Raw genomic sequence first — 20,548 nt, forward strand, 5'->3', positions numbered from 1 at the left:
ATTTCCCTTTCAATATCTGCATATCAGAGTTTTATAGATGAGTGATTAAAGTATGCGTGTATTACACCTGATAATCTGTGCCAATCGCTTCTTCTTTATTACCATCGCTATCACCGTCATCCTCTTGCGGCTTGACGCATGAATTAACGTAATCTCGCGCCCAACGCCGGCGAACAGTATCTGCTCCTCCTGGTTGTTGGAATAAAACCAGATCATCATAGAGCTGTACGTAATTAAGCGGAATCTCGTTGCTGCGAAGCTGTGAAATGAGTCCAGACATATGAGCACAGAGGCTATCAAGTGTATCCGCGCTAATTGTTGCTTTGATTCGTCTATTTATCGGGGAATCATCTTGATCATCTGAGTTAGTTAAATTCCTGACGGCTCGTCCAAAAGCTGCACTTTTCTCTTCGGAATGCATTGGCTGGGTTTTTGACTGCTGATGACGGGCATAGAGAACGAAAACCCAGTGTGCCGCTTTTTCTTCCCAGGTAGGCTTATCACTGTGCCATTCCTCAGGAACAGGCATACTCGTGATCTGCCATATTTCAGGAATGCTTCCAGGCTCTTTCCCGATTGCTTCACGAAGATGAGCCAATGTTGCTTTACTCCAAGGCTGACCCGCAAGAAATGCTTTCTGCAGTCGCTCCAGACGAGCCTTTACTATCGCATTACTAACTCGTTTATTATTTACCATCACGCCCGTCCTTTTCTTTCGCGGCGCTGCCTTTTTGGTTATTATGAAGATCAATCAGCAAACTATTTTTTAAGGACTCATTAACGACTCGCCGGTAACGATTTATCGCTCTGCTCGCCGCAAATAAAATATCCGTTGGGAGTGATTCCGTAATCTCTTGTTCCATATCATTTGCAGCTCTGCGCAAGTAGCGAGCTAATTTTTCTTGATCGCTAGGGTCTCTTAATTCTTTGAGCCACTGACGGAAATCACGATCAACATTCGAGTAAAACTTACGCTTATAATCCTCGGCTGGAGCTTTAGCTTCTTCAGTAGATTGCCCTGCTGCTTGAGAAGTCTGAGAAGCCAGCACAAATACTGCTTTAGCTACATTATCTACTAATTTTACGCTGTCTCTCACAAATAACTGCAGATGAGCTCTTTCTGGCTCTAATAATACCTTTGGCAACTCAACTCCATCGTTGAGAATAGTTTCTATGGTAGAAGACTTAGAGTCTGTAAAAATCACACCTACGGTGCGAAGATCGATCAGTGGAGAAACTTCTTTCCACTCAGATACAAGCTCATGGATCCATTCGATAATTAATGCACTTCTGAATTGCCTATATTCGACTCCATTAATATTAACTTTGTTACTCATCGAAATCTGCGGAAGAATAGCAGAAAGACCACGCCATACTTGAATAGCGGGATTATACCGTTTCGGGCGATAAATAGCAGTTTTACTTATTTTCGTATCTTTTTGAGAGATAGCCCATGTTGTCATCGGCTCCAGAAAACGATTCTCCCCTGAAATTAAATAAGGTTTGTGACCAATCGCTACTCCAGATACTCCACTATCGTCACCATCAAGAAAAACCATCCGAGCTTGCCATGTTAGCAATGAGATAATTCCTTGAGGAATACGATCTTGCTTTAATAACCTGTCAGTATCAATGATGTTTCCTTTGCTATCTTTCCAAAAGACTTCATATGTTTCCCAAGAAGGAAAATCTTCTACACCCTGATCAGAAGACGGAAAATAATCAGTAGGAATTAAATTGAAAAAGATCGACTCATAAAGATTTTCTCTATTAATCCACATTCCACCGATTTGCCCTAGCCAGCCACTTTTACCTCTATTGACATAACCGCCAATCTTTTTTCCATCGACAAAAAGATTGCTATGCAGACCACCTACATCAAATTGTTGAACATAGATAAGCCATCTAGCAGCTTCTGCCCAAGTAATCTTTGTTGAGCCATTTAATGCACGATTAACAAAGAAAGGATAAACTTCATTCCCTTGTTTTTTATTATGATAATCAGCAATTAATTTTCTTAATGAAACTCCTGGCTCGCACACAGTACCTTTACCAGGCACCTGATAAAACGGATACTCTGGGTGACGCAAGTCGAATCGGTCATGCATTGCTGCTAGATACTCACGTACATCGCTGCATACCGTTTCAGGATCGTGATAGCACTCAAACCAGTCCGCTTTAGTTTCAATATCAAGTGCACGATAAAAGATCGCAAGGATCGTCCGAAATACTGCAAAATCTTGGGTGGGAAGCTCTCCTGCAATCTGCGCAATATTCTGCATTTGATCGAGAAGCTGCAGCAACGAAACTTCTCCAGTATTTCCGTCAAGATACCGCACCATAATCCATGGCTCATCTACCAAGTTAAAAGACGCAGACGATGTGCTAGATACACCAAAGCCACCATCTTTAGCAATCATTGCGTACCTCCATCAGACCCAGCTCTCTCGAATATCGAAGTGTACATCCCTGTACAATCGTCTCACCGTGTACCAGCGGAAGCACAAGCTGCCCATACACCGGCGTATGGTAATCCCAGCTTGGATGTAGGCTTTCTAACTCTTCCACCGTCCTTTCAAAAGTACCATGATTTGTGAATTTTGCAGGGAGACGCACAATCGAATTCATCAATGCCTGCGCCTGTGCAAACGACGGATTACTATCCGTCGGTATCTCACGCGGGATATCTGGTGAAACACCAGCTACGAGTCGCCACGTAGCCATATTTTCAGCGTCATCAGCATCTACTAAAATGACTTCCAAAGAATCTTCCCCTTCCCGCACACCTGCTCTAATCAGCGAATCTTCATCGCCGTCAATATGCCCCTGCACCCAGCCATCTAGTGACGCTACCGCATATTCATTTCCAGCAGGTTTGGGACGATCTAAACAAAATGTTTGTGCATTCTGTTCAGATGTCCTGCGCTTTTCAAGAAACTTATTTTTAGCCACAGCGTATTTCTGCCCCCATTCACTTGGCAGATTCTGTTCTTCTTTCTCGCTATACACAAAAGACATCAGCGGACGCACATCATCAGGAAGCCGCAGGGTTTTACCGCCGCAAATATAAGGTTGTAGCGCGAAAGCTGTCCGCAATAGCAAGACTTCTCCATACACAGCTGCTGAACCGCGTTCCACATTCGGCTCTTCCCCGGTTTGCGGCATTTCAGCGATCCAGCATATTGGATTTTCCAAACCAACAGGTCTTACGCGCCCTAAATGCCGATGCACTCGCCCTGCACGCTGCAGTAAAACATCAATCGGAGCAAGATCCGATATGAGCAGATCAAAATCAATATCTAAGCTTTGCTCCACTACTTGCGTGGCGACAACAATTTTTCTTCTAGGACGCCGCCCTTCCCGAGCATCCTTTCCAAAATTATCAAGCAGCCACTGATCATTTTCTGTACGGTGAGCACCAATAAATCGCGCATGCATCAACACTACGTCGTCCCCAAAAATCTCCTGAAGCTGCACGTATGTTTCCTGAGCACGTTTCACAGTGTTCCGCACGACGAGCGCGCATCCGCCGTCACGTAATTTCTCTGTAAGAAAATGATTAATTGAATCATCAAGCTGGCGCACATAAACACTTCTATTTTGTGTAGATTCCACGTGCTCAGTAGAAACACCATGAGCAGTCGCCACACTAAGAGCAGGATAAGGTTCCTGCTCTTGTGGAGCAATGACGAAATCAGAAACAAGATTAGCGTCTTGCTTTTTCCACTTTTTTCCTCGGTCTTTACGCGAAAGCTTTGGGCGAGCATAGTTCCGCCCACGCTGGTAAGCATGAAGCAGTTCCTTACGAGAAGCATCATCGAGAGTAGCCGACAAAGCTATCACACTCACTCCATATGCTCCCAGCCATTCAATAGCGCGATAAAGATACTGATTCATAAAGACATCGCAGGCATGAACCTCATCAATAATCACGATTTTTCTGCTCGCCCCAAAATGCCGCAATGCTAAATGTCTGCTTTTTAACGCCACCATCAAAAGCTGATCGATCGTGCTTACGACAAAATCAGCCATCAATGCTTTCTTCCCAGATTCCCAGGGGTGAACGGAGATACGGCTGCTAGACTTTTTATTCGCCCTGTACGAATGAACCGACTGATCTAGTTCTTCATCTCGCCCCACATCGCACGATCTGTTTGGTATCGGAAGAGAATGAGCAGCTTGCCGATATGCTGTTTTTTCCATGTTTCGCTGCAAAACATCAATATCAGATTCCAGCTGTGCTTCGCTGTCAATAGAAAATTTCTTATTATGCAGCGCATAACCACGCCGTTTCAGCTTCTGCACATCGTCGCTGAGATGTGCCCGACCATGCAGTAGCTGTACAGCAAAATCACTGGTGCCGTCACTGCTCTTTTCCATCTCTGCAACCCATGCCAGTAAGCGATTAAACATTGCATTAGCTGTAGTTTGAGTGGGGAGAGTGACCCACACACCCGAAGCTCCTTGCCGCGCAGCCAGAATATGAGCAGCCAAAAGAGCTGCTTCCGTTTTCCCAGACCCCATAACGTCTTCCACAAGCAAAAGAGCAGGCTCATCTGCCGCATTAAGCGCCTCCTGAAAAGCAGCTCTTTGCATTGGGCGGGCAGAAGCCTCTGGCGGTAAAGAAAAATCAGCACGAAGCTGGGCATCAACGTCTGTATCAGAATTCACCTCATACGGGCGCCACGGAATCGGTAAATCAATCAATGCCCACGCGCACCTCAGCCGCTCACGAAAATACACCTCATCGCGGTACCTCAGATCTTTGCGTGATATAAGCGGGAAATAATCGGTATTAGAAGCAATCCAGTCTGCTGTGATCACGATTCCAGAAAGTAAAGCAAGCAATGGCTGAGAAAAATCTACAGTACCCCAATGATTAAAATATGGTTTTGCTCCCGATATACGTATACACCAGGAAAGTAATTCTTCTCGGGCTGCTTCCCATTGGTCTTGACCAAGCTCATGTGCCCGAGAAGAAGCATCGCTAACATCTTTTGCGGTCGGCGGTATGCCATGATGTGCACCAATCACAGAAGCCAAAGACTTAGCTGCACCCTTACTCCACCCCATATCCTGAACGAGCTTTTTAAAGATTACTTCTCCTGCAAGCGCATGCGGAAGCTGTTTTCGTGATTCTGCCGTCATGCCGGAAAATGTGAAACCGTAATTTTCCATGTGTAAGGCAAGATCATCTACTTGAATCGCAAATGCTGGAGTCAACTTTCCAATATCATGCATAGCACATACGAACGAGACTAAAGCTGCTATTTCAGCTTCGCATTCATTAGCACACCTATAGCCAATGCCGCGCGCAAGCATTTCTTTTTGCCTGGGTGCAAGCCACTTTTGCGTAAGCATTCTCCCTACGCCCGCGCTATCGGCACAGTGATAAAAAAGCGGCAGCCATTTAGGCTCAAAGTCACTGTCGTCAGCAATTCCATACCGCTCATAAGGGCTTTTTGCCCAGGCGATGCGGGCTCCTTTTGAAAGAAAAAGCTCGCTCTTTTTCTCCTGCTCAATTGAACTATCTTTCATCAAACCACCTCACAAATGCGTAAGTAAAAAAAATAAGCAGAAGCTGAAGTTGCAAGATTATACGCACCGCAAACTTGGCTATTTGTGTAATGCACACCACGCTATGCATCTTACATATTTCTCAAAAAATATTTCTATACGCACCCGATATTTACATATCCGATAGTTCGAGTATGACGGATTCCCCCCCCCATCACCGCCAAGCGAGATAAACCACCCGCACGTTTGTGCAATTATTTTCTGACGGATAAGAATTTGTACTATGTGAAACACTTGGCAAAATACACTGATCACCACTAGAGTAAGAGCCAAGACACCGGATCGTGAAAGCCCCGGGCTCCAATTATTTGCCGCTACGAGCGGCCTTCGCGCCGACAGGCGCTCTCAGGTTCGGTGTCCTCCAAAATGGGAGCTGTAAATTCTCAGAATTTACAGCTCCCATTCACGTCAGATTAGCCAAGGCCCCAGCCAGATACACAGTCTCACAGCAAAACACAGCGGCATTACACAAAACTTACTGCACCAGCTAAAAGCGCGACCTTCACGCACTCGCCAATACTTTACGCTTGCGCTACACGCACGCCTGCACGCTTCATCTGCGCACGGATCATTGCACCATGCGGAATTTCAACATTGCACGGCAAAGAAAATTCATGCGCAGGATGATTGATTTGCTCCACCGGCTTTCCTTTTTCATCAAGTAAGCCTTCAGCTGGCACACGCATCGCTACCGGCTCTCGCCCAGGTGCCAAAAATTCAATTTCCATTCCAGGCGCAATCTTGTTGCGCGCATAAATCCGCAAACGCCCGGCTTGTGCATCATACTCTCGTACTTCCCCCAGCCAACGCCATTCGTTAATATACCCGCCACTTATCACGTTCTCGGAAGCCGGATTTTCTGGATAATAAAAACCAGTCGAATATTCACGATGCGTCACTTTTTCTGCTTCATCGTGCAACCATTGCGGATAATTTACCTCACCCGCACGCCCTGCAGCTAAATCTGACCGCAAGGATTCCTGCGTAAACTCACGCAATATTTCCCCGTCCGAAGCCTCATATCCACGCTGTTCCAGATAACAGTTCACCGCAGTCTTATAAGCGTTCGCCATCGTCGCCACATAGTAGGCACCTTTTGCGCGCCCTTCAATTTTCAGGCTCGTCACGCCAGCATCAATCACCTCATGCACATGATCAAGCACATTCATATCTTGCGAGTTAAACAAGAATGTGCCACGCTCAGTAATCTCTACCGGAACAAACTGATTTGGCCGCTTTTCTTCCACCACATGATATTTCCACCGACATGACTGCGCGCAATCACCGTGGTTTGCATCACGCCCCGTGGTATGCTGCGAAATCAAGCAACGCCCCGAAAAAGCCATACACATTGAGCCGTGCACAAAAGCTTCGATTTCCAACTCATCCGACACATTTGCACGCACTTGCCCAATCGCATCCAAACTTAGCTCACGTGCCAACACCACGCGTGAGGCGCCAAGCTGATGCAGTGCATTCGCAGCCTGATAATTAGTCACGCCCGCTTGCGTTGAAATATGGATCTCTGTATTTGGCGCTACCTGCCGAGCCGCCATCAGCACGCCAATATCTGACACGATCAGCGCATCCACTCCGATTTCCCCGAGTTGCCCCATGTATTCATTCATGGCTTGCACCTCGTCAGAATTAGGCAGAATATTACAAGTAACGAAAAGGCGCGCCCCGCGCGCATGGGCGTATTCCAAACCTGCAGCAAAATCTTCGAGTGATAAATTCTTCGCCGCTGCTCGCATCCCAAACGCTTTTCCACCGCAATAGACGGCATCCGCGCCAAAATCAATTGCCGTACGCAGAGTCTCTAAACTTCCAGCAGGAGCAAGAACTTCCGGTTTTTGGCGCCGCCGTACAGCTAAGCCGCGATTCACCTGTAGCTTTTCCTGTATATTTCCCAATTTTCCCCTCGCAGCTCATTTTGGATGACCACGTATTAATCTTGACGGCAGCATCCACTTTTATTTGCTTTCCCTGCACATCTTTAATTTTACCGTCTCCAGTATAATCAAGCCCTCACATGGGGATTTAGTCCCAAAATCAAGTGCACTGAGTCTCACACCGCGCCACACACCCCATTCCTGCAAAATTATTTCGGCAAAGTTTTGCGCAGCAAGTACAGATTTACCAAAAGTTAATTTATTGTTTACTTGTAAGTAATTCACATACCAAAGGAATGAACATGGCTAAGTTTGGCGGCGGGAAGGCTGTTTTTCAGCTCATCAGTGAACAGGCAGAGCACCTCGTTTCAGCAGCCGATATTCTCTCGCAGGTGGCTCACGCAGAGCCGACAAAGCGCGCTGAGCTCAATCTCAAACTCCACGACGTTGAGAATCTGGCTGACGAAGCCAACCATAAAGTGCAACGCATGATTAACAACAGCTTTGTACTCCCCTACGACCGTGTAGACCTTTACGCACTTGTATCACTCGTCGATGATTGCATTGATTTAATCGACGAAGCTGGAGACGACATTGTACTCTACGGCGTCCAAGAACTTCCTGAAGAAGCACTAAAACTCGTACAAATCATCAATGACTGCGCACACACCACAACGGATGCGATAAGCAATTTGAAGAAGCTTGACGAGAAAACTCGCGCTTACTGGGTCGGTATCAACCAACTCGAAAATCACGGCGATACGATCTACCGCTCATTGATTTCAAAGCTTTTCAACGCCGAAAATGCGCAGCCAATGGAAGTTTTGAAGATGAAGTTCGTAGTAGACACGCTCGAATCAGCAATTGATTCCTTCGAAAACCTCGCCGGCTTGGTTGAGAGCATCGCAATCAAGGAGTCCTAAAGTATGGACATCTCAATGACTCTTTTCCTGGTGACGCTAGTAGCCATTATTGCATTCGTTTTCGATTTTACAAACGGTTTTCATGATGCTGCGAATGCGATCGCTACTTCCGTCGCTACCCGCGCTCTCACACCGCGCCAGGCGCTAATCATGGCAGCCGTCATGAATTTCATTGGCGCGCTGCTCGGCACCGGTGTAGCCGAGACGATCGGCTCTGGGATTATCGCTCCGCCTGGCGATAATCACGGTCTGATCATTGTACTTTCCGGCTTAGTCGGAGCTATTGTCTGGAATATGATCACCTGGTGGTTTGGGCTTCCTTCCTCATCATCACACGCATTGATCGGTGGTTTGATGGGCGCAGGCATTGCCGCTTCCGTCACCGTGCATTGGGGTGTGATTGGCGAAAAAGTAGTTATTCCGATGTTCATTTCACCGGTAGTGGGATTCTTCCTAGCTTTCTGCCTCATGAAGATCCTGATGTATTCCCTCCGAAACGCCACCTATAAGAAAACGATGCGCCGTTTCCGTCATGCACAAACCATTTCTGCCGCGCTGATGGCACTCGGGCACGGTTTGCAAGACGCACAAAAAACAATGGGAGTAGTAGTACTCGCGCTCGTAGCTGGCGGATATTGGAACGGCAGCGGGATTCCACTATGGGTAAAGCTCGGTGCCGCATTAGCGATTTCACTCGGTACGCTTATCGGCGGTCAACGCATCATGAAAACGCTTGGTTCAAAAATTATTGAGCTCGATCCGGCACACGGATTTGGCGCCGAAGTAGTTGCTGCCAGCGTACTTTACACCACAGCTTTCTTGTGGCATGCTCCAATTTCCACTACTCACACGATCACGGCAGCAATCATGGGTGTCGGCGCTACCACCCGGAAATCTGCAGTGCGCTGGGGTGTGGCAGGGAATATTATTACCGCCTGGTTTTTAACGATTCCAGCCGCAGCAGCCGTCGCAATTGTTACTTACGGGTTACTCCACGGAATTGCCTGACGGATTATCGAATCAAACACAGCATATAAAAATATCCGGGTGATGATATTTCGGAAAATCCATCCACGTCATCACCCGGATATTTTAGATATTAAATTTTAATCGGCTTTCACGATCCTGAAACTTACCCGAAACGACCAGATACGTAATCTTCAGTTTCTTTCTTCTCCGGATTCGAGAAAATCTTTTCAGTATCGTCATATTCAACCAAATGCCCTGGTTTACCAGTACCTTCAATATTGAAGAAGCCCGTCTTTTGCGATACTCGCGCAGCCTGCTGCATATTATGGGTGACGATCACGATGGTGTAATCCTTTTGCAGCTGGTGCATCAAATCTTCAATTGCCAATGTCGAAATCGGATCAAGCGCGGAGCATGGCTCATCCATCAATAGCACTTGCGGACGCACTGCAATTGCACGCGCAATGCAAAGCCGCTGCTGCTGCCCGCCAGAAAGTGATGAACCCGGCCGATCAAGACGGTCTTTCACTTCTTCCCAAAGATTCGCCCCACGCAGCGATTCTTCCACGATCCGCTCAGCTTCAGCTTTTGGCAATTTCTTATTATTCAGCCGCATTCCAGCAAGCACATTATCTGCAATCGACATCGTTGGGAAGGGATTTGGCCGCTGAAAAACCATTCCCACATGGTTCCGCACCTGCACTGGATCAACACCTGGCGCATAAATATCCTCGCCGTCAATAATCACAGAGCCCTGCACATGTGCGCCATTGATCACTTCGTGCATTCGGTTTAGCGAACGCAAGAACGTAGACTTACCACAGCCAGACGGACCAATGAGCGCCGTAATCGAATTTGGTGCGATTTCCACGTTCACATTTTCCACGGCAAGGAAATTGCCGTAATAAATATTTAAGTCTTTGGCTACAATCCCTTGAGACACTTTATTTCCTTTCAACAGCCTTGAGGAGCCTTAAGCTTCACCCTTTGGCGCAAACTTCTTCGCAATCCATCGTGCTGCAAGATTCAGCAACAGCACGATGATGATCAAGAGCAACGCTCCACCCCAAGCGTTTTCCATATTGCCCTGCTTGTACTGGTAGTAAACATACACCGGCATAGTGAGCATCTGACCTTCAAACATATTCATATTGTAAATATCAGTGGTACCTGCGGTGATCATCAGTGGTGCGGATTCACCAATCACACGCGCGATCGCAATTACGACACCTGAAATAATGCCAGAAGCAGAGGTCCGTAATACCACTTTGGTAATTGTGCGCGCCTTGGTCACGCCCAAAGCATACGCAGACTCACGCAATCCGTTCGGAACAAGCCGTAAATGTTCTTCCGTATTGCGCACTACGATCGGGGTCATCAACACCACGAGCGCAATCGAGCCAGAGAAACCCGTCTTAAATTCCGGACTACCAGTAAGTAGCTGCAAAATCAGCGGGAACATCGCTGCCGCAAACAAACCTGCCACAATCGATGGGATACCCGTCATGATATCTACGAGGAAAGTGATCGTTTTGGCAAATGGACCTTTCCCGTATTCCACCAAATACACTGCCGTGAGCACTCCAAGTGGCACGGAAATCAGCGCCGTCACACCAGTAACAATGAAAGTACCAAGAATTGCGTGCCCTACGCCGGTGACGGTCCCTTCAATGGAAGTACCTGCTGTTGTAGCTGTCAGATAGCCGGCATCACTCATCCGGTGCCAGCCCTGCAGCAATACTGTATAGAGCAAGGAAATCAATGGAATGACGGCAAGGATAAACGTTCCGATGATTAGCGATGAAGCTACTCGATCAGCGCCATAACGACGACCTTCAATGGTGTATCCAAAAATTGCTGCCAGCACGAGGAAAATAACTCCAGACCAAATCCCGGCAGCGATCCAATCAGCTTCTGCTGCAATCAATACGTTGAACAGAATACCGATCACGAGTGCAACAGCTACAGCTGCGAGGTTAAACCACGCCGGAAGTTGGCGCTGCTTTGCAAGAAAAGATTGTGCAGCAGCTATCTGCACTTTCGGCTGTGCGCTTTGCGTTCCAGTTTCAGTGTTCAGACTCATTCATTCGCTCCTGAGAATTCGGAATAACGGGCCACGATCGCACGGGCAATAAAGTTGACCGCGAATGTTACAACGAAAAGAATCAAACCGAGCGCGATCAAGAAATCAGATGCTAACCCGGACGATTCAGGGAAACGCAATGCAATTTGCGAGGCAATCGTGGAATGCTGACCCGGCCGGAGTAGATCAAAGTTGATCTTCAAACCAGGCGAAAGCACCATCAGCAAAGCCATTGTCTCGCCAAGTGCACGCCCCAAACCAAGCATTGAAGCAGATACAATGCCTGAGCGCCCATGCGGAAGCACGACCATCTTGATCATTTCCCAGCGAGTTGCCCCAAGCGCAAGCGAAGCTTCTTCCTGCAGGCGTGGCGTCTTGAGGAACACTTCGCGGCAAAGTGAAGTAATAATCGGCAAAATCATGATTGCCAAAATAATGCCGCCCATCAAGATATTCCGTGCAGGCGGTAGGAATTGTGCCGCATCTGGACGGATCGGCCACCAGTCAAAATTTTGTGCCATATAGGAGAATCCGGGCAGACCACCGCTCCACACTTCTTTTTCACCGACGGTTTCAACAGTGCCCGCAAGGAATTCAAATAGGCCCGTCAGCAACTCGGAGATGCGCATAAAGATCGGACGCATCAACGGTTCGAGTGTGAGCATCCCCCAGAGCCCAAATACTACAGATGGAATTGCTGCCAGCAAATCAATTACATAACCGGCAACTGTACCAACCTTCCGAGGTGCATAATGTGAGATAAACAACCCAATACCGACGGCAAATGGGACTGCAACGATCAACGCAATCACTGCCGCCAACAACGTGCCAAAGAGTGCTGCGCCAGCAAATTGCCAGAAGGTGAGATCATCTGCAAAGCCGACTTCTTGCGCAATTGTTTCGTTGCTTGCCAGTAGGGCGTTCTTGGAAGAGAGAATTAAGAATATTGCAACGGCGGCAAGCAATACGAGAATAAACGATGCACTAAGCGTGACCAAGCTCGAAAAAGCTTTATCTTTGCTGCGTGCCTTTTGACCGCCTGTAAGATTCCAATCGGATTTATTCGCCACTTGCTTTGGGCTCCATCCTTTTTCACGGTTTGGGCGTGAGCCCGCTTTCCAGCCTGCCCACGCCCAATTGATTAGTTAAACACATTCAGTGAGCAGCTATTTTAGCCCTTGATCAGGTCAATTGCTGCAGTCACTTTTGCACGAAGCGCATCAGAAATTGGAGCATTACCGCCCTTAGCCTTGGTAGCTACTTCCTGACCTTCCTTCGATGCGATATAGCTCAAGTACGACTTCACAAGCTTGCCGTCATTCGCATCCTTGTAATCGGTACATGCGATCACATAGGAGACGAGCACAATTGGGTACGCACCCTTGATTGAGCCATCACGCTTCAAATCGTATGCGAGCAGACGATCAGTTGCATTCTTCTTCGGCTGGGAACCATCTACGATTGCTGCTGCAGCTTCTGGCGAATATGGAAGGAATTCACCAGCAACTTCCACTGCTGCCGATCCGAGATTCTCGATCTGGGAAGCATCAGCATAGGTGATTGCACCTTCAGTGGACTTTACAAGATTGATCACGCCGGAGGTACCTTCAGCAGACTGCGTATCCTTCACTGGCCACTTATCGGCTGGCTCGTATCCCCAGCTGCCGTTAGAAGCTGCCACCAAGTACTGCTGGAAGTTCTTTGAAGTACCAGAATCGTCTGCGCGGTTCACTGGAATGATTGGCAGATCTGGCAGTTTCGCATCCTTGTTGATATCCGCAATCGCTGCATCATTCCACTTCTTGATCTTGCCATCGAAAATCTTGGCAATAATTTCGCCAGTCATATTCAGATGCTTGATACCTGGGAGATTAAAAGCTACTGCGATCGGTGAAATGTAAAGCGGAAGTTCAAGTGGTTCAGAACCGCAACGCTTGGTTGCTGCCTGAATTTCTTCGTCCTTCAGCAAAGAATCAGTACCCGCATATACTACCTTGCCGGAAATAAATTGTTCGCGGCCAGTGCCAGAACCAGTGCCGTCATAATTCACAACTACGCCTGGATTTGCTTTGGTGAAGTTATCACGCCAAGCCTGCTGCGCCTTTTGCTGTGCGGTTGCGCCAGAACCATTGATCGTGCCAGAAAGACCAGATGCCTTTGCATCAGACTTTCCTGCATTGTCTTCCTTCTTTTCAGGAGTCGAATTGCCACATGCAGCCAGACCGAGAGTGAGTGCGCTTGCTGCTGCAAAGAGTTTCATACCGCGTGTAGTTTTCAAGATTCAGTTTCCTTTGAGTCTCGCACAGGATTTTACTCCCGCGTTCTTGGAGGCTTTTCCCCCAACTATGTGCCAGACTAAACGATAAACTTAAAGCACAAACACACGCGAGGTTAACAATTAGTTAACTCTTCATTTTTACTCGCAAAAGCCTTGATTTTGGCATTAGCAGCATCGGTATTTTATTGCAATCAACTTCTAAAATCGCTGTTCACAATCTCAATTTGCACGATTCGATGTTTTGGCGCAAGCTTTTTTGTAAGATGCAATACAATCATTTGCCCAGGCTCTAGCCAGGGATCTTGCTGCGGAATTTTTACAAACTGCTTTTTTGCCGCCGCCGATTTAATTTGCTGCAAATATCCAGGGATTGTTGGGCGATGAATACAAATCGCCCGGTTCTTCTGCAATCCACCGATCATTTCGCGAAAATAATTGGAGAGCCAATTTGCATCATGTACATAAGAACGCTCAGTCATCCCGTTTTTTCGCCGCAAATTCACGCCAGTAAGCTTTGCATATGGTTCGAGAGTGCTCACACAACGCCGCCACGGAGAAGTGCGCAAGGAATCGATCCCATATGCGGAAAGTTCACTTACGAGCATTTGCGCACGTGCCTCACCTGAGCGAGCTAAGGGCCGCGTATGTTCTGGCCCTTTCCCCTTCTTCCAAGAATCACGCTTGATTGCTTTTGCATGCCGCAATACGATCAGCGTTTGCGTATCAAGCGCATCCGCCTTTTGGAATTTCAACAATTTACGCAGCATCCGCACATCGCGTTCATACGTAAGCTTCCCTAATGCAATCTCAGCGGGGATCCACATGATCTGATCAATCTCATGCTTCGGTGCGGGCTTTACCTTTTTCCGCGCCCGCAACACCGGCGACTTCGCATCAACCACGCGTGCTGCCCAGAAATGAACCGCTTTCTTTTTCCCGTCAGAAAGGAAATAGTTTTGCCACCCAAGAGACACGCCAAGCACTATATCAAGGCGGGTTTCTTCACGAATCTCACGCACCGCGCAGGCACGCATCGTCTCATACGGCTTCAGTTTTCCTTTTGGAAAAGACCAGTCACGCCAGCGCGGACGGTGGACCACCAAGACTTCAAGTCTTTTTGCTCGTGTTGCACCATTTCTGCCGGCTGGATTTTCTCTCCAGATGATTGCTCCAGCTGCCCAGACTCGCGCATCGGTAATTTCTTTTCCCGCCATCGTACACTCTCTTCACTTACGACTGGTTGAAAATGCAGCACGCGCGGAGCCGTCGGAAAACGCTTCTTCTTACGCTTGCTGGAAAGGCTGGAACGTGCGCGCTTCATTAACAGATCTTGCACATGCACAAGCGGTTTACCATTGGCATCATGAGCTACGCGCACCCACCCATCTGGCTCCAGATGCCATGAGGCTGTAGTATCCGCACACGCCACAGCAACTAAATCAATCAGGAAGGATTTCATTTGCGGATCCAGAATTGTAATCAACGCTTCAATCCGCCGATCCAGATTGCGATGCATCAAATCTGCCGAACCAATGAAAACTTTTGGATCTCCGTCATTATGGAATGCGTATACCCGCGAATGCTCTAGGAACCTGCCAAGTACCGAACGCACTTTGATATTTTCCGAAAGCCCAGGAATTCCTGCGCGCAGACAACAAATCCCACGAACCTGGATTTCCACCGGTACGCCTGCCTGCGATGCCCGATAAAGCGCATCAATAATCCGCTCATCGACCACTGCATTTGCTTTGAGCCGAATCCACGCATCTTTACCGGCAAGCTTATTCTTCGTTTCCTGCTTAATGCATTCAATGATCCCGTCACGCACGCCGACGGGAGCTACAAGCAGGCGATGGAAATTTGCTTTCGGGGAGTATCCCGAAAGCTGATTAAACAGACGTGTGAGATCTTGCCCTACTTCCCGGTCAGCAGTGAAATACCCAATATCTTCATAGCCACGTGCCGTCTTTGGATTGTAATTACCAGTACCCACATGGCAGTATCGGCGCAGTCCGTCTTCTTCTTGCCGCACCACCAAGCACAGCTTACAATGTGTTTTTAGCCCAACAATGCCATAAACCACATGCACCCCGGCTTTTTCAAGCTTACGCGCCCATTCGATATTATTTTGTTCGTCAAAGCGGGCTTTGATTTCTACGACGGCAAGTACCTGTTTGCCAGCATTTGCGGCTTTAATTAGCGCATCCACAATTGGCGAATCACCTGATGTACGATACAGAGTTTGCTTGATTGCCAGTACTTTCGGATCTTTTGCTGCCTGCTGGATAAATTGCTGCACGGATGTCGAGAACGAATCATACGGGTGCTGTACAAGGATATCGTGCCGAGCAATCGATTCAAACACATCTTGCGCTGTCGCTGACTCATATTCAGCAAAACCACGCGGCGTGACGGGCACAAATTTCTCGTACTTCAAATGTGGACGGTCAAGATCATGGATTTCATTCAGCCCAGTCAAATCGAGCGGTTCTGGAAGCCGGAAGACATCCGCATCACGCACTTGCAATTCTTTCATTAAGAGTGCAAGCACATGATCGCTCATTGACTGTGCTACTTCCAAACGTACTGCTGGCCCAAATTTGCGTTTCTTCAATTCTTTTTCAAGGGCTTTCAACAGATTTTCAGCATCGTCTTCTTCAACTTCGAGATCTTCGTTTCGCGTAACCCGGAATGTAGAGTAATCAAGCACTTCCATCCCCGGAAAAAGTGTCGAAAGGTGCGCGCCGATCACTTCTTCCAGTGGCACAAATTCAGTGCCACCTGCCGCATTAAGCGGTACTTCTTCCGGGCGGTATGGCCGGCCTTCTGAATCAACAGCAATAAAACGCGGCAGTAGCGAGGGGACTTTCACGCGCGCAAAAAGCTCTTTACCAGTTTTCGGATTCTGCAAAATCACTGCCAAATTCAACGAAAGCCCAGAAATATACGGGAATGGGTGCGCTGGATCAACGGCAAGCGGCGTGAGCACTGGGAAAATTTGTTGCCGATAGAATTTTTGCAACCGTTCTTGCTCAAGTGCCCCAAGCTGATGCCAATGCCGCAGGTGGATCCCCACTTCTGCCAATTTCGGCTGCACATCAGTGGCAAATACTTTTGCGTGACGCTCCATCAGCTCATGCGTACGCTCATTGATCCCGTCCAATACCTGACGCGGTGCAAGCCCAGAAGATTTCGTCATTGCTACGCCGGCCTCAATCCGTGCTTTCAAACCAGCTACCCGCACCATATAGAATTCGTCCAGGTTTGAAGCAAAAATCGCAAGGAACCAAGCACGCTCTAGCAGCGGAAGATCCGGATCTTCCGCTTGTTCAAGCACGCGCTCATTAAATGCCAACCATGAAAGCTCTCGATCAGCAAAACGCCCCTCCGGAAGCGGCATTTTCGTAGACGTTCCCTTCCCGTCTTTCCCATCATTCGCTTTCTTTTCCCGCTTCTGCGCGGCAGCCTGCGCCATTTCCATCAAAGAGCGTGTCGAAACGGCTGAACCGAGACGCGCTTCAGCAAGTTCTAGCTCATCGCGATCACTCTGCTTCCGTCTCTTTTTCGGAGCATAATCGACCGTTTCGGTTGAACTTTTTCCTTTTTCAGCACCGTGCTGATCCTCGCTGTGTAAATCTATTCCAATTCGATCGAGGGTATCTGGAGTACCGGGCTGTGCCCCTGCATCATCACTGACGGCAGGGTTTTCAAAATTTCGCTGATCTTCGCTCATGCTTTCATAATGACAGATTAAACTACCTAATGCTACCGGCTTTTTCTATTTGAGAATTTAGGTAAACACTCGGTTAACTCAAGTTGCGTTCACGCTCTAATCTTCCCGGCAGCATCTTGAAATTCTTGCGCCACCCGCAGCATCGCAGTATCACGCAATGTTACCGAAGTTGCCAGTGGATGTGCTTCATCTGCAATCCACGCCGGCACTACCGAACCAAGAAAATCGCAAAAGCGGGCTGAATCGCGCAATACCAACGCAAAATCTTTCCGATAATCACCCATGAACACTTCATTCCATGCTGCAAGGATTTTCTCCGGGCGCGCGACAAGCTTTACTTTTTCCGCATCTTGCTGTGAAAAATACTTTTCACTTGCCGCATATCGCAGCTGCACTTCCTGCGTAAATCGGCGCACCCATTCACGCAATAAATAACCACGCCATAAAATCCCTGGCAAGGTATCGGCAGGGAGCATCACCCATGTTTCCGCAAGCGCATCTACCCCTTCAGCAGCGATCAGCATTTTTACTCGTTCGATCGTCTGAACATCCAAAAAATGCTCAGACGACAACGGAACAATCGCTTGCGCACTAGCATGAGCAAGCTCAGAACTGAAAGCAGTATCCGCATCTCCCTGGATCAATTCCACCTGTTCAGGCTGCAGCTGCGCCGGACGCCGCGGCTTTTGACCACTCATCATTGCCACCTTTCAAAGATCTTTTCCCTATCCTATCGCCAGCAGTGGAAACTCTCTATATATTAGGCACTTAACAGTTTCTTTCCCGTAGACTTAAACCATGATAAACGAACCACTCCTGCTCGATTTTGCGCATCTGCCCTGGCCCGCAGAAATCCCAACACATTGTGTCTTTGATGTTGACGGCACTCTCGCAAATGAAAAATCGATCCTCACTGCAGAAACGAACGCAGCCCTACGCAATCTTGACGCTGCCGGGATCCCAATTATTATCGCTACTGGCAGACCATTACCGTGGAGTGATTTCTTATTTCACGATGCCAAGGTAAAAGGCTGGATCGTGGCTTCAAATGGAGCCGTGGTCTGGGATGGCTTTCGCGATCAGATCGTAGATGTGCAGCTCCTTCCGGCATCAGTAGCGCAGCGCGTGATTGAAACCGCGCACGAACTGGGAGTTTCATATTTTCTTGAAACCGCAGATGAAATCCTTGTGAGCGCCAACGATCCATATATTCCGCATGTTTCGCAAATTTCGATGCAGACGGCTACTGGCTTAACAGAATTTCCACGAATCGCAGAAGATAACATCCAATGGGATGAGCTCACGAAAGTTTGTTTCGCAGCTGCACCTGCCCGAATTGACGCAATTGAAGCTGAGGTACTTTCACGATTCCCGTCCGCTGTGCGTGGCGGTCCAGAATTTCTTGACGTGACACTACCGCATGTCACAAAACGTACTGGGATCGAATATGTGCATCAGCAGCTTGGCCTGAATGCTGCTACTGGTCTCGGAGCGGGAGATTCTGGAAACGATGTTTCCTGGCTAGCGATGATGGGCATCCCGGTAGCAGCGCCAAACGCCACACCCGATTTACGTGCCGAAGCGAAGTACATTCTGCCTGCAACGGAGAATCCAGTAGCCGATTTGATCAACGCGATTCTTTCACGCCGTTAACGAGTGCTACGGCAGCTGTGATCAGGAATAGCCCGGCGAGCTCTCCCGTCGTTGGTATTTGCCTTAAAACTACGAATCCAACGAGTATTGAGGTAGCCGGGTAAAGTGCCACGAGAAGTGCATAAACGGGGGTGGCAATATAACGCATCACGGTCAATTCCACGAGGAAAGGCAGGATTGAGGAAAAAATCCCCACGAGAAACATCAGCGCAAGATATTTCGGGCTAGTTGCAATTGGCAGAAAACTTTTCGCAGCAAATGGCAGATAGAAAAGCGTGCCCGCACTCATCCCGATCGTCAGTGCGTGTGAGCCTTTTCCGGAAGCTGCAATTTTCCCGCCCAGATACATGTAGATCGCCCAGAAAATGCCTGCAGCAAGCGCAAGCAGCACTCCGATCTGCACATTTCGATTCGCAATATCAACGCCTACCCAAGAGATCATTCCAACGCCGCAAACAGCGAGAACTAGCCCGGTACGCACGCGCCAACCCCGCGCGGTCACTGCGGAAAGGATCACCGGCCCTAAAAATTCAAGTGCGACTGCCGCACCGAGCGGGATATGTGCAATGGCATGATAGAACACCAGATTCATGGAAGTCATTGCAAGACCGAAAAGGATTGGCACCCAAATTCTTTTTAGCTCAATTTTTGGTCGAAAAATGACGATCATGATCAGGGACGCCGTAGCGAATCGCCCCCAGCCTACAGCCGTCACACTAGCCACATCAAAGAGACCGACTGCGAAAGCTGTACCGGCATAGTTCATGATTGCGGCGGCAATCATCGTTAGCGGAGCGAACATGCCAAAAACACGCTCTGAAGCTGCTGCATCGAATTTTTTCACGCTAATCTTTATAACACGGGTGACGGCTATTTTTATTACCCGGTGATTATCTCGCCAGACACAGTTTCGTAGTTTGCGCTCGCCAGGAGTATTTCTGCAGAAAGCTGGAAGCTCACCGCCCCTGCAGCGAATTTCGTATTTACCCTAATTACTTTCGGGCTAACCGCGCACTCTTGCGCTATCCGGCGCCCCATCAGGTTGGAATGTGAGACAAATCGAATTCATACAATAGCGTTTTCCCGTAGGCGTTTGCGGAGCATCGTCAAAAACGTGCCCAAGATGTGAATTGCAGTTCGCGCAACGCACTTCAATTCGTTCATATCCAAGCAGATAGTCTTTCAAATAGCGCACGGCATCATTTTCGTCTGGATCGAAAAAGGACGGCCATCCGCAGAAGGATTCAAATTTCTTTTCCGACCGGAAGAGTTTCGCATTACATGCCTTGCAAAAGTAGGTGCCAGCGCGATTTTCATGCAGTAATACTCCGGTACCCGCACGTTCTGTACCCGCCTCGCGTAAAACGTGATATTCCGGGACGGTCAGTTCTGCTCGCCATTGCGCATCAGTTTTCGTCATTTCACTATTCGCACCCATTT

At 48.2% G+C, this 20,548-nt stretch carries 16 protein-coding genes; 3 read left to right on the plus strand and 13 right to left on the minus strand.

All coding sequences use genetic code 11. The annotated features are described in order from the left end of the window. Positions 1-61: 61 nt before the first annotated feature. The 4 genes from casB to J2S36_RS04390 all read right to left on the minus strand — a co-directional run bounded on the left by casB (position 62) and on the right by J2S36_RS04390 (position 7,490). The gene (casB, locus tag J2S36_RS04375) at positions 62-697 is read right to left on the minus strand and encodes a type I-E CRISPR-associated protein Cse2/CasB (RefSeq protein WP_309955938.1); all 636 of its coding nucleotides are present in this window, start codon (positions 695-697) and stop codon (positions 62-64) included. After that, the gene (gene casA, locus J2S36_RS04380) at positions 687-2,420 is read right to left on the minus strand and encodes a type I-E CRISPR-associated protein Cse1/CasA (RefSeq protein WP_309955940.1); all 1,734 of its coding nucleotides are present in this window, start codon (positions 2,418-2,420) and stop codon (positions 687-689) included. The genes casB and casA overlap by 11 nt, the downstream gene beginning before the upstream one ends. After that, on the minus strand, positions 2,410-5,538 hold the full coding sequence (gene cas3 / locus J2S36_RS04385) for a CRISPR-associated helicase Cas3' (RefSeq protein ID WP_309955942.1): 3,129 nt from the start codon (positions 5,536-5,538) through the stop codon (positions 2,410-2,412). The genes casA and cas3 overlap by 11 nt, the downstream gene beginning before the upstream one ends. A gap of 560 nt (positions 5,539-6,098) precedes the next feature. Beyond that, positions 6,099-7,490 (minus strand): peptidase U32 family protein, encoded by a 1,392-nt coding sequence (locus tag J2S36_RS04390; RefSeq protein WP_309955943.1) that lies wholly within the window; start codon positions 7,488-7,490, stop codon positions 6,099-6,101. 281 nt (positions 7,491-7,771) lie between these two features. On the opposite strand from J2S36_RS04390, the gene J2S36_RS04395 reads away from it, so the two are divergent. Together J2S36_RS04395 and J2S36_RS04400 are read left to right on the plus strand one after the other, a co-directional pair. Then, positions 7,772-8,392: a DUF47 domain-containing protein gene (locus J2S36_RS04395; RefSeq protein ID WP_309955945.1), complete on the plus strand. Its 621-nt coding sequence runs from the start codon at positions 7,772-7,774 to the stop codon at positions 8,390-8,392. A 3-nt stretch (positions 8,393-8,395) separates the two neighbouring features. After that, positions 8,396-9,400, plus strand: coding sequence for an inorganic phosphate transporter (locus J2S36_RS04400; RefSeq protein ID WP_309955947.1), 1,005 nt, complete (start codon positions 8,396-8,398; stop codon positions 9,398-9,400). Between the two features lie 124 nt (positions 9,401-9,524). Here the strand turns inward: J2S36_RS04400 and pstB are convergent, their stop codons facing one another. From pstB to J2S36_RS04435, 7 genes are all read right to left on the minus strand, one after another. Beyond that, on the minus strand, positions 9,525-10,304 hold the full coding sequence (pstB, locus tag J2S36_RS04405; protein ID WP_309955949.1) for a phosphate ABC transporter ATP-binding protein PstB: 780 nt from the start codon (positions 10,302-10,304) through the stop codon (positions 9,525-9,527). A gap of 30 nt (positions 10,305-10,334) precedes the next feature. Further along, positions 10,335-11,444, minus strand: coding sequence for a phosphate ABC transporter permease PstA (pstA, locus tag J2S36_RS04410; protein WP_309955952.1), 1,110 nt, complete (start codon positions 11,442-11,444; stop codon positions 10,335-10,337). Then, on the minus strand, positions 11,441-12,514 hold the full coding sequence (gene pstC / locus J2S36_RS04415) for a phosphate ABC transporter permease subunit PstC (RefSeq protein ID WP_309955953.1): 1,074 nt from the start codon (positions 12,512-12,514) through the stop codon (positions 11,441-11,443). Before pstC ends, pstA begins: the two co-directional genes overlap by 4 nt. A gap of 101 nt (positions 12,515-12,615) precedes the next feature. Then, the gene (pstS, locus tag J2S36_RS04420; RefSeq protein ID WP_309955955.1) at positions 12,616-13,722 is read right to left on the minus strand and encodes a phosphate ABC transporter substrate-binding protein PstS; all 1,107 of its coding nucleotides are present in this window, start codon (positions 13,720-13,722) and stop codon (positions 12,616-12,618) included. A 191-nt stretch (positions 13,723-13,913) separates the two neighbouring features. Continuing rightward, the gene (locus J2S36_RS04425) at positions 13,914-14,822 is read right to left on the minus strand and encodes an NUDIX hydrolase (protein ID WP_309957487.1); all 909 of its coding nucleotides are present in this window, start codon (positions 14,820-14,822) and stop codon (positions 13,914-13,916) included. Next, positions 14,771-17,455, minus strand: coding sequence for an RNA degradosome polyphosphate kinase (locus tag J2S36_RS04430; RefSeq protein ID WP_309955958.1), 2,685 nt, complete (start codon positions 17,453-17,455; stop codon positions 14,771-14,773). Before J2S36_RS04430 ends, J2S36_RS04425 begins: the two co-directional genes overlap by 52 nt. A gap of 89 nt (positions 17,456-17,544) precedes the next feature. Beyond that, on the minus strand, positions 17,545-18,153 hold the full coding sequence (locus J2S36_RS04435; protein WP_309955960.1) for a hypothetical protein: 609 nt from the start codon (positions 18,151-18,153) through the stop codon (positions 17,545-17,547). A 100-nt stretch (positions 18,154-18,253) separates the two neighbouring features. On the opposite strand from J2S36_RS04435, the gene J2S36_RS04440 reads away from it, so the two are divergent. Then, positions 18,254-19,108: an HAD-IIB family hydrolase gene (locus J2S36_RS04440; protein ID WP_309955962.1), complete on the plus strand. Its 855-nt coding sequence runs from the start codon at positions 18,254-18,256 to the stop codon at positions 19,106-19,108. Here the strand turns inward: J2S36_RS04440 and J2S36_RS04445 are convergent. Continuing rightward, complete coding sequence (locus tag J2S36_RS04445; RefSeq protein WP_309955964.1) at positions 19,083-19,952, minus strand: EamA family transporter; 870 nt, start codon at positions 19,950-19,952, stop codon at positions 19,083-19,085. The genes J2S36_RS04440 and J2S36_RS04445 overlap by 26 nt on opposite strands. Positions 19,953-20,111: 159 nt before the next feature. Beyond that, positions 20,112-20,546, minus strand: coding sequence for a peptide-methionine (R)-S-oxide reductase MsrB (gene msrB, locus J2S36_RS04450; protein WP_309955966.1), 435 nt, complete (start codon positions 20,544-20,546; stop codon positions 20,112-20,114). Between the last annotated feature and the right edge of the window lie 2 nt (positions 20,547-20,548).

Origin of the sequence: Arcanobacterium hippocoleae (genome assembly GCF_031456295.1) — a bacterium.
Lineage (GTDB): Bacteria > Actinomycetota > Actinomycetes > Actinomycetales > Actinomycetaceae > Arcanobacterium_A > Arcanobacterium_A hippocoleae.

Excerpts from the sequence above, each read along its gene's own strand:
- J2S36_RS04400 (WP_309955947.1), top strand. The coding sequence starts at position 8,396 with ATGGACATCTCAATGACTCTTTTCCTGGTGACGCTAGTAGCCATTATT.
- J2S36_RS04435 (WP_309955960.1), bottom strand. The coding sequence starts at position 18,153 with ATGAGTGGTCAAAAGCCGCGGCGTCCGGCGCAGCTGCAGCCTGAACAG.
- casB (WP_309955938.1), bottom strand. The coding sequence starts at position 697 with ATGGTAAATAATAAACGAGTTAGTAATGCGATAGTAAAGGCTCGTCTG.
- pstA (WP_309955952.1), bottom strand. The coding sequence starts at position 11,444 with ATGAGTCTGAACACTGAAACTGGAACGCAAAGCGCACAGCCGAAAGTG.
- cas3 (WP_309955942.1), bottom strand. The coding sequence starts at position 5,538 with ATGAAAGATAGTTCAATTGAGCAGGAGAAAAAGAGCGAGCTTTTTCTT.
- J2S36_RS04440 (WP_309955962.1), top strand. The coding sequence starts at position 18,254 with ATGATAAACGAACCACTCCTGCTCGATTTTGCGCATCTGCCCTGGCCC.
- msrB (WP_309955966.1), bottom strand. The coding sequence starts at position 20,546 with ATGGGTGCGAATAGTGAAATGACGAAAACTGATGCGCAATGGCGAGCA.
- J2S36_RS04430 (WP_309955958.1), bottom strand. The coding sequence starts at position 17,455 with ATGAGCGAAGATCAGCGAAATTTTGAAAACCCTGCCGTCAGTGATGAT.
- casA (WP_309955940.1), bottom strand. The coding sequence starts at position 2,420 with ATGATTGCTAAAGATGGTGGCTTTGGTGTATCTAGCACATCGTCTGCG.
- J2S36_RS04395 (WP_309955945.1), top strand. The coding sequence starts at position 7,772 with ATGGCTAAGTTTGGCGGCGGGAAGGCTGTTTTTCAGCTCATCAGTGAA.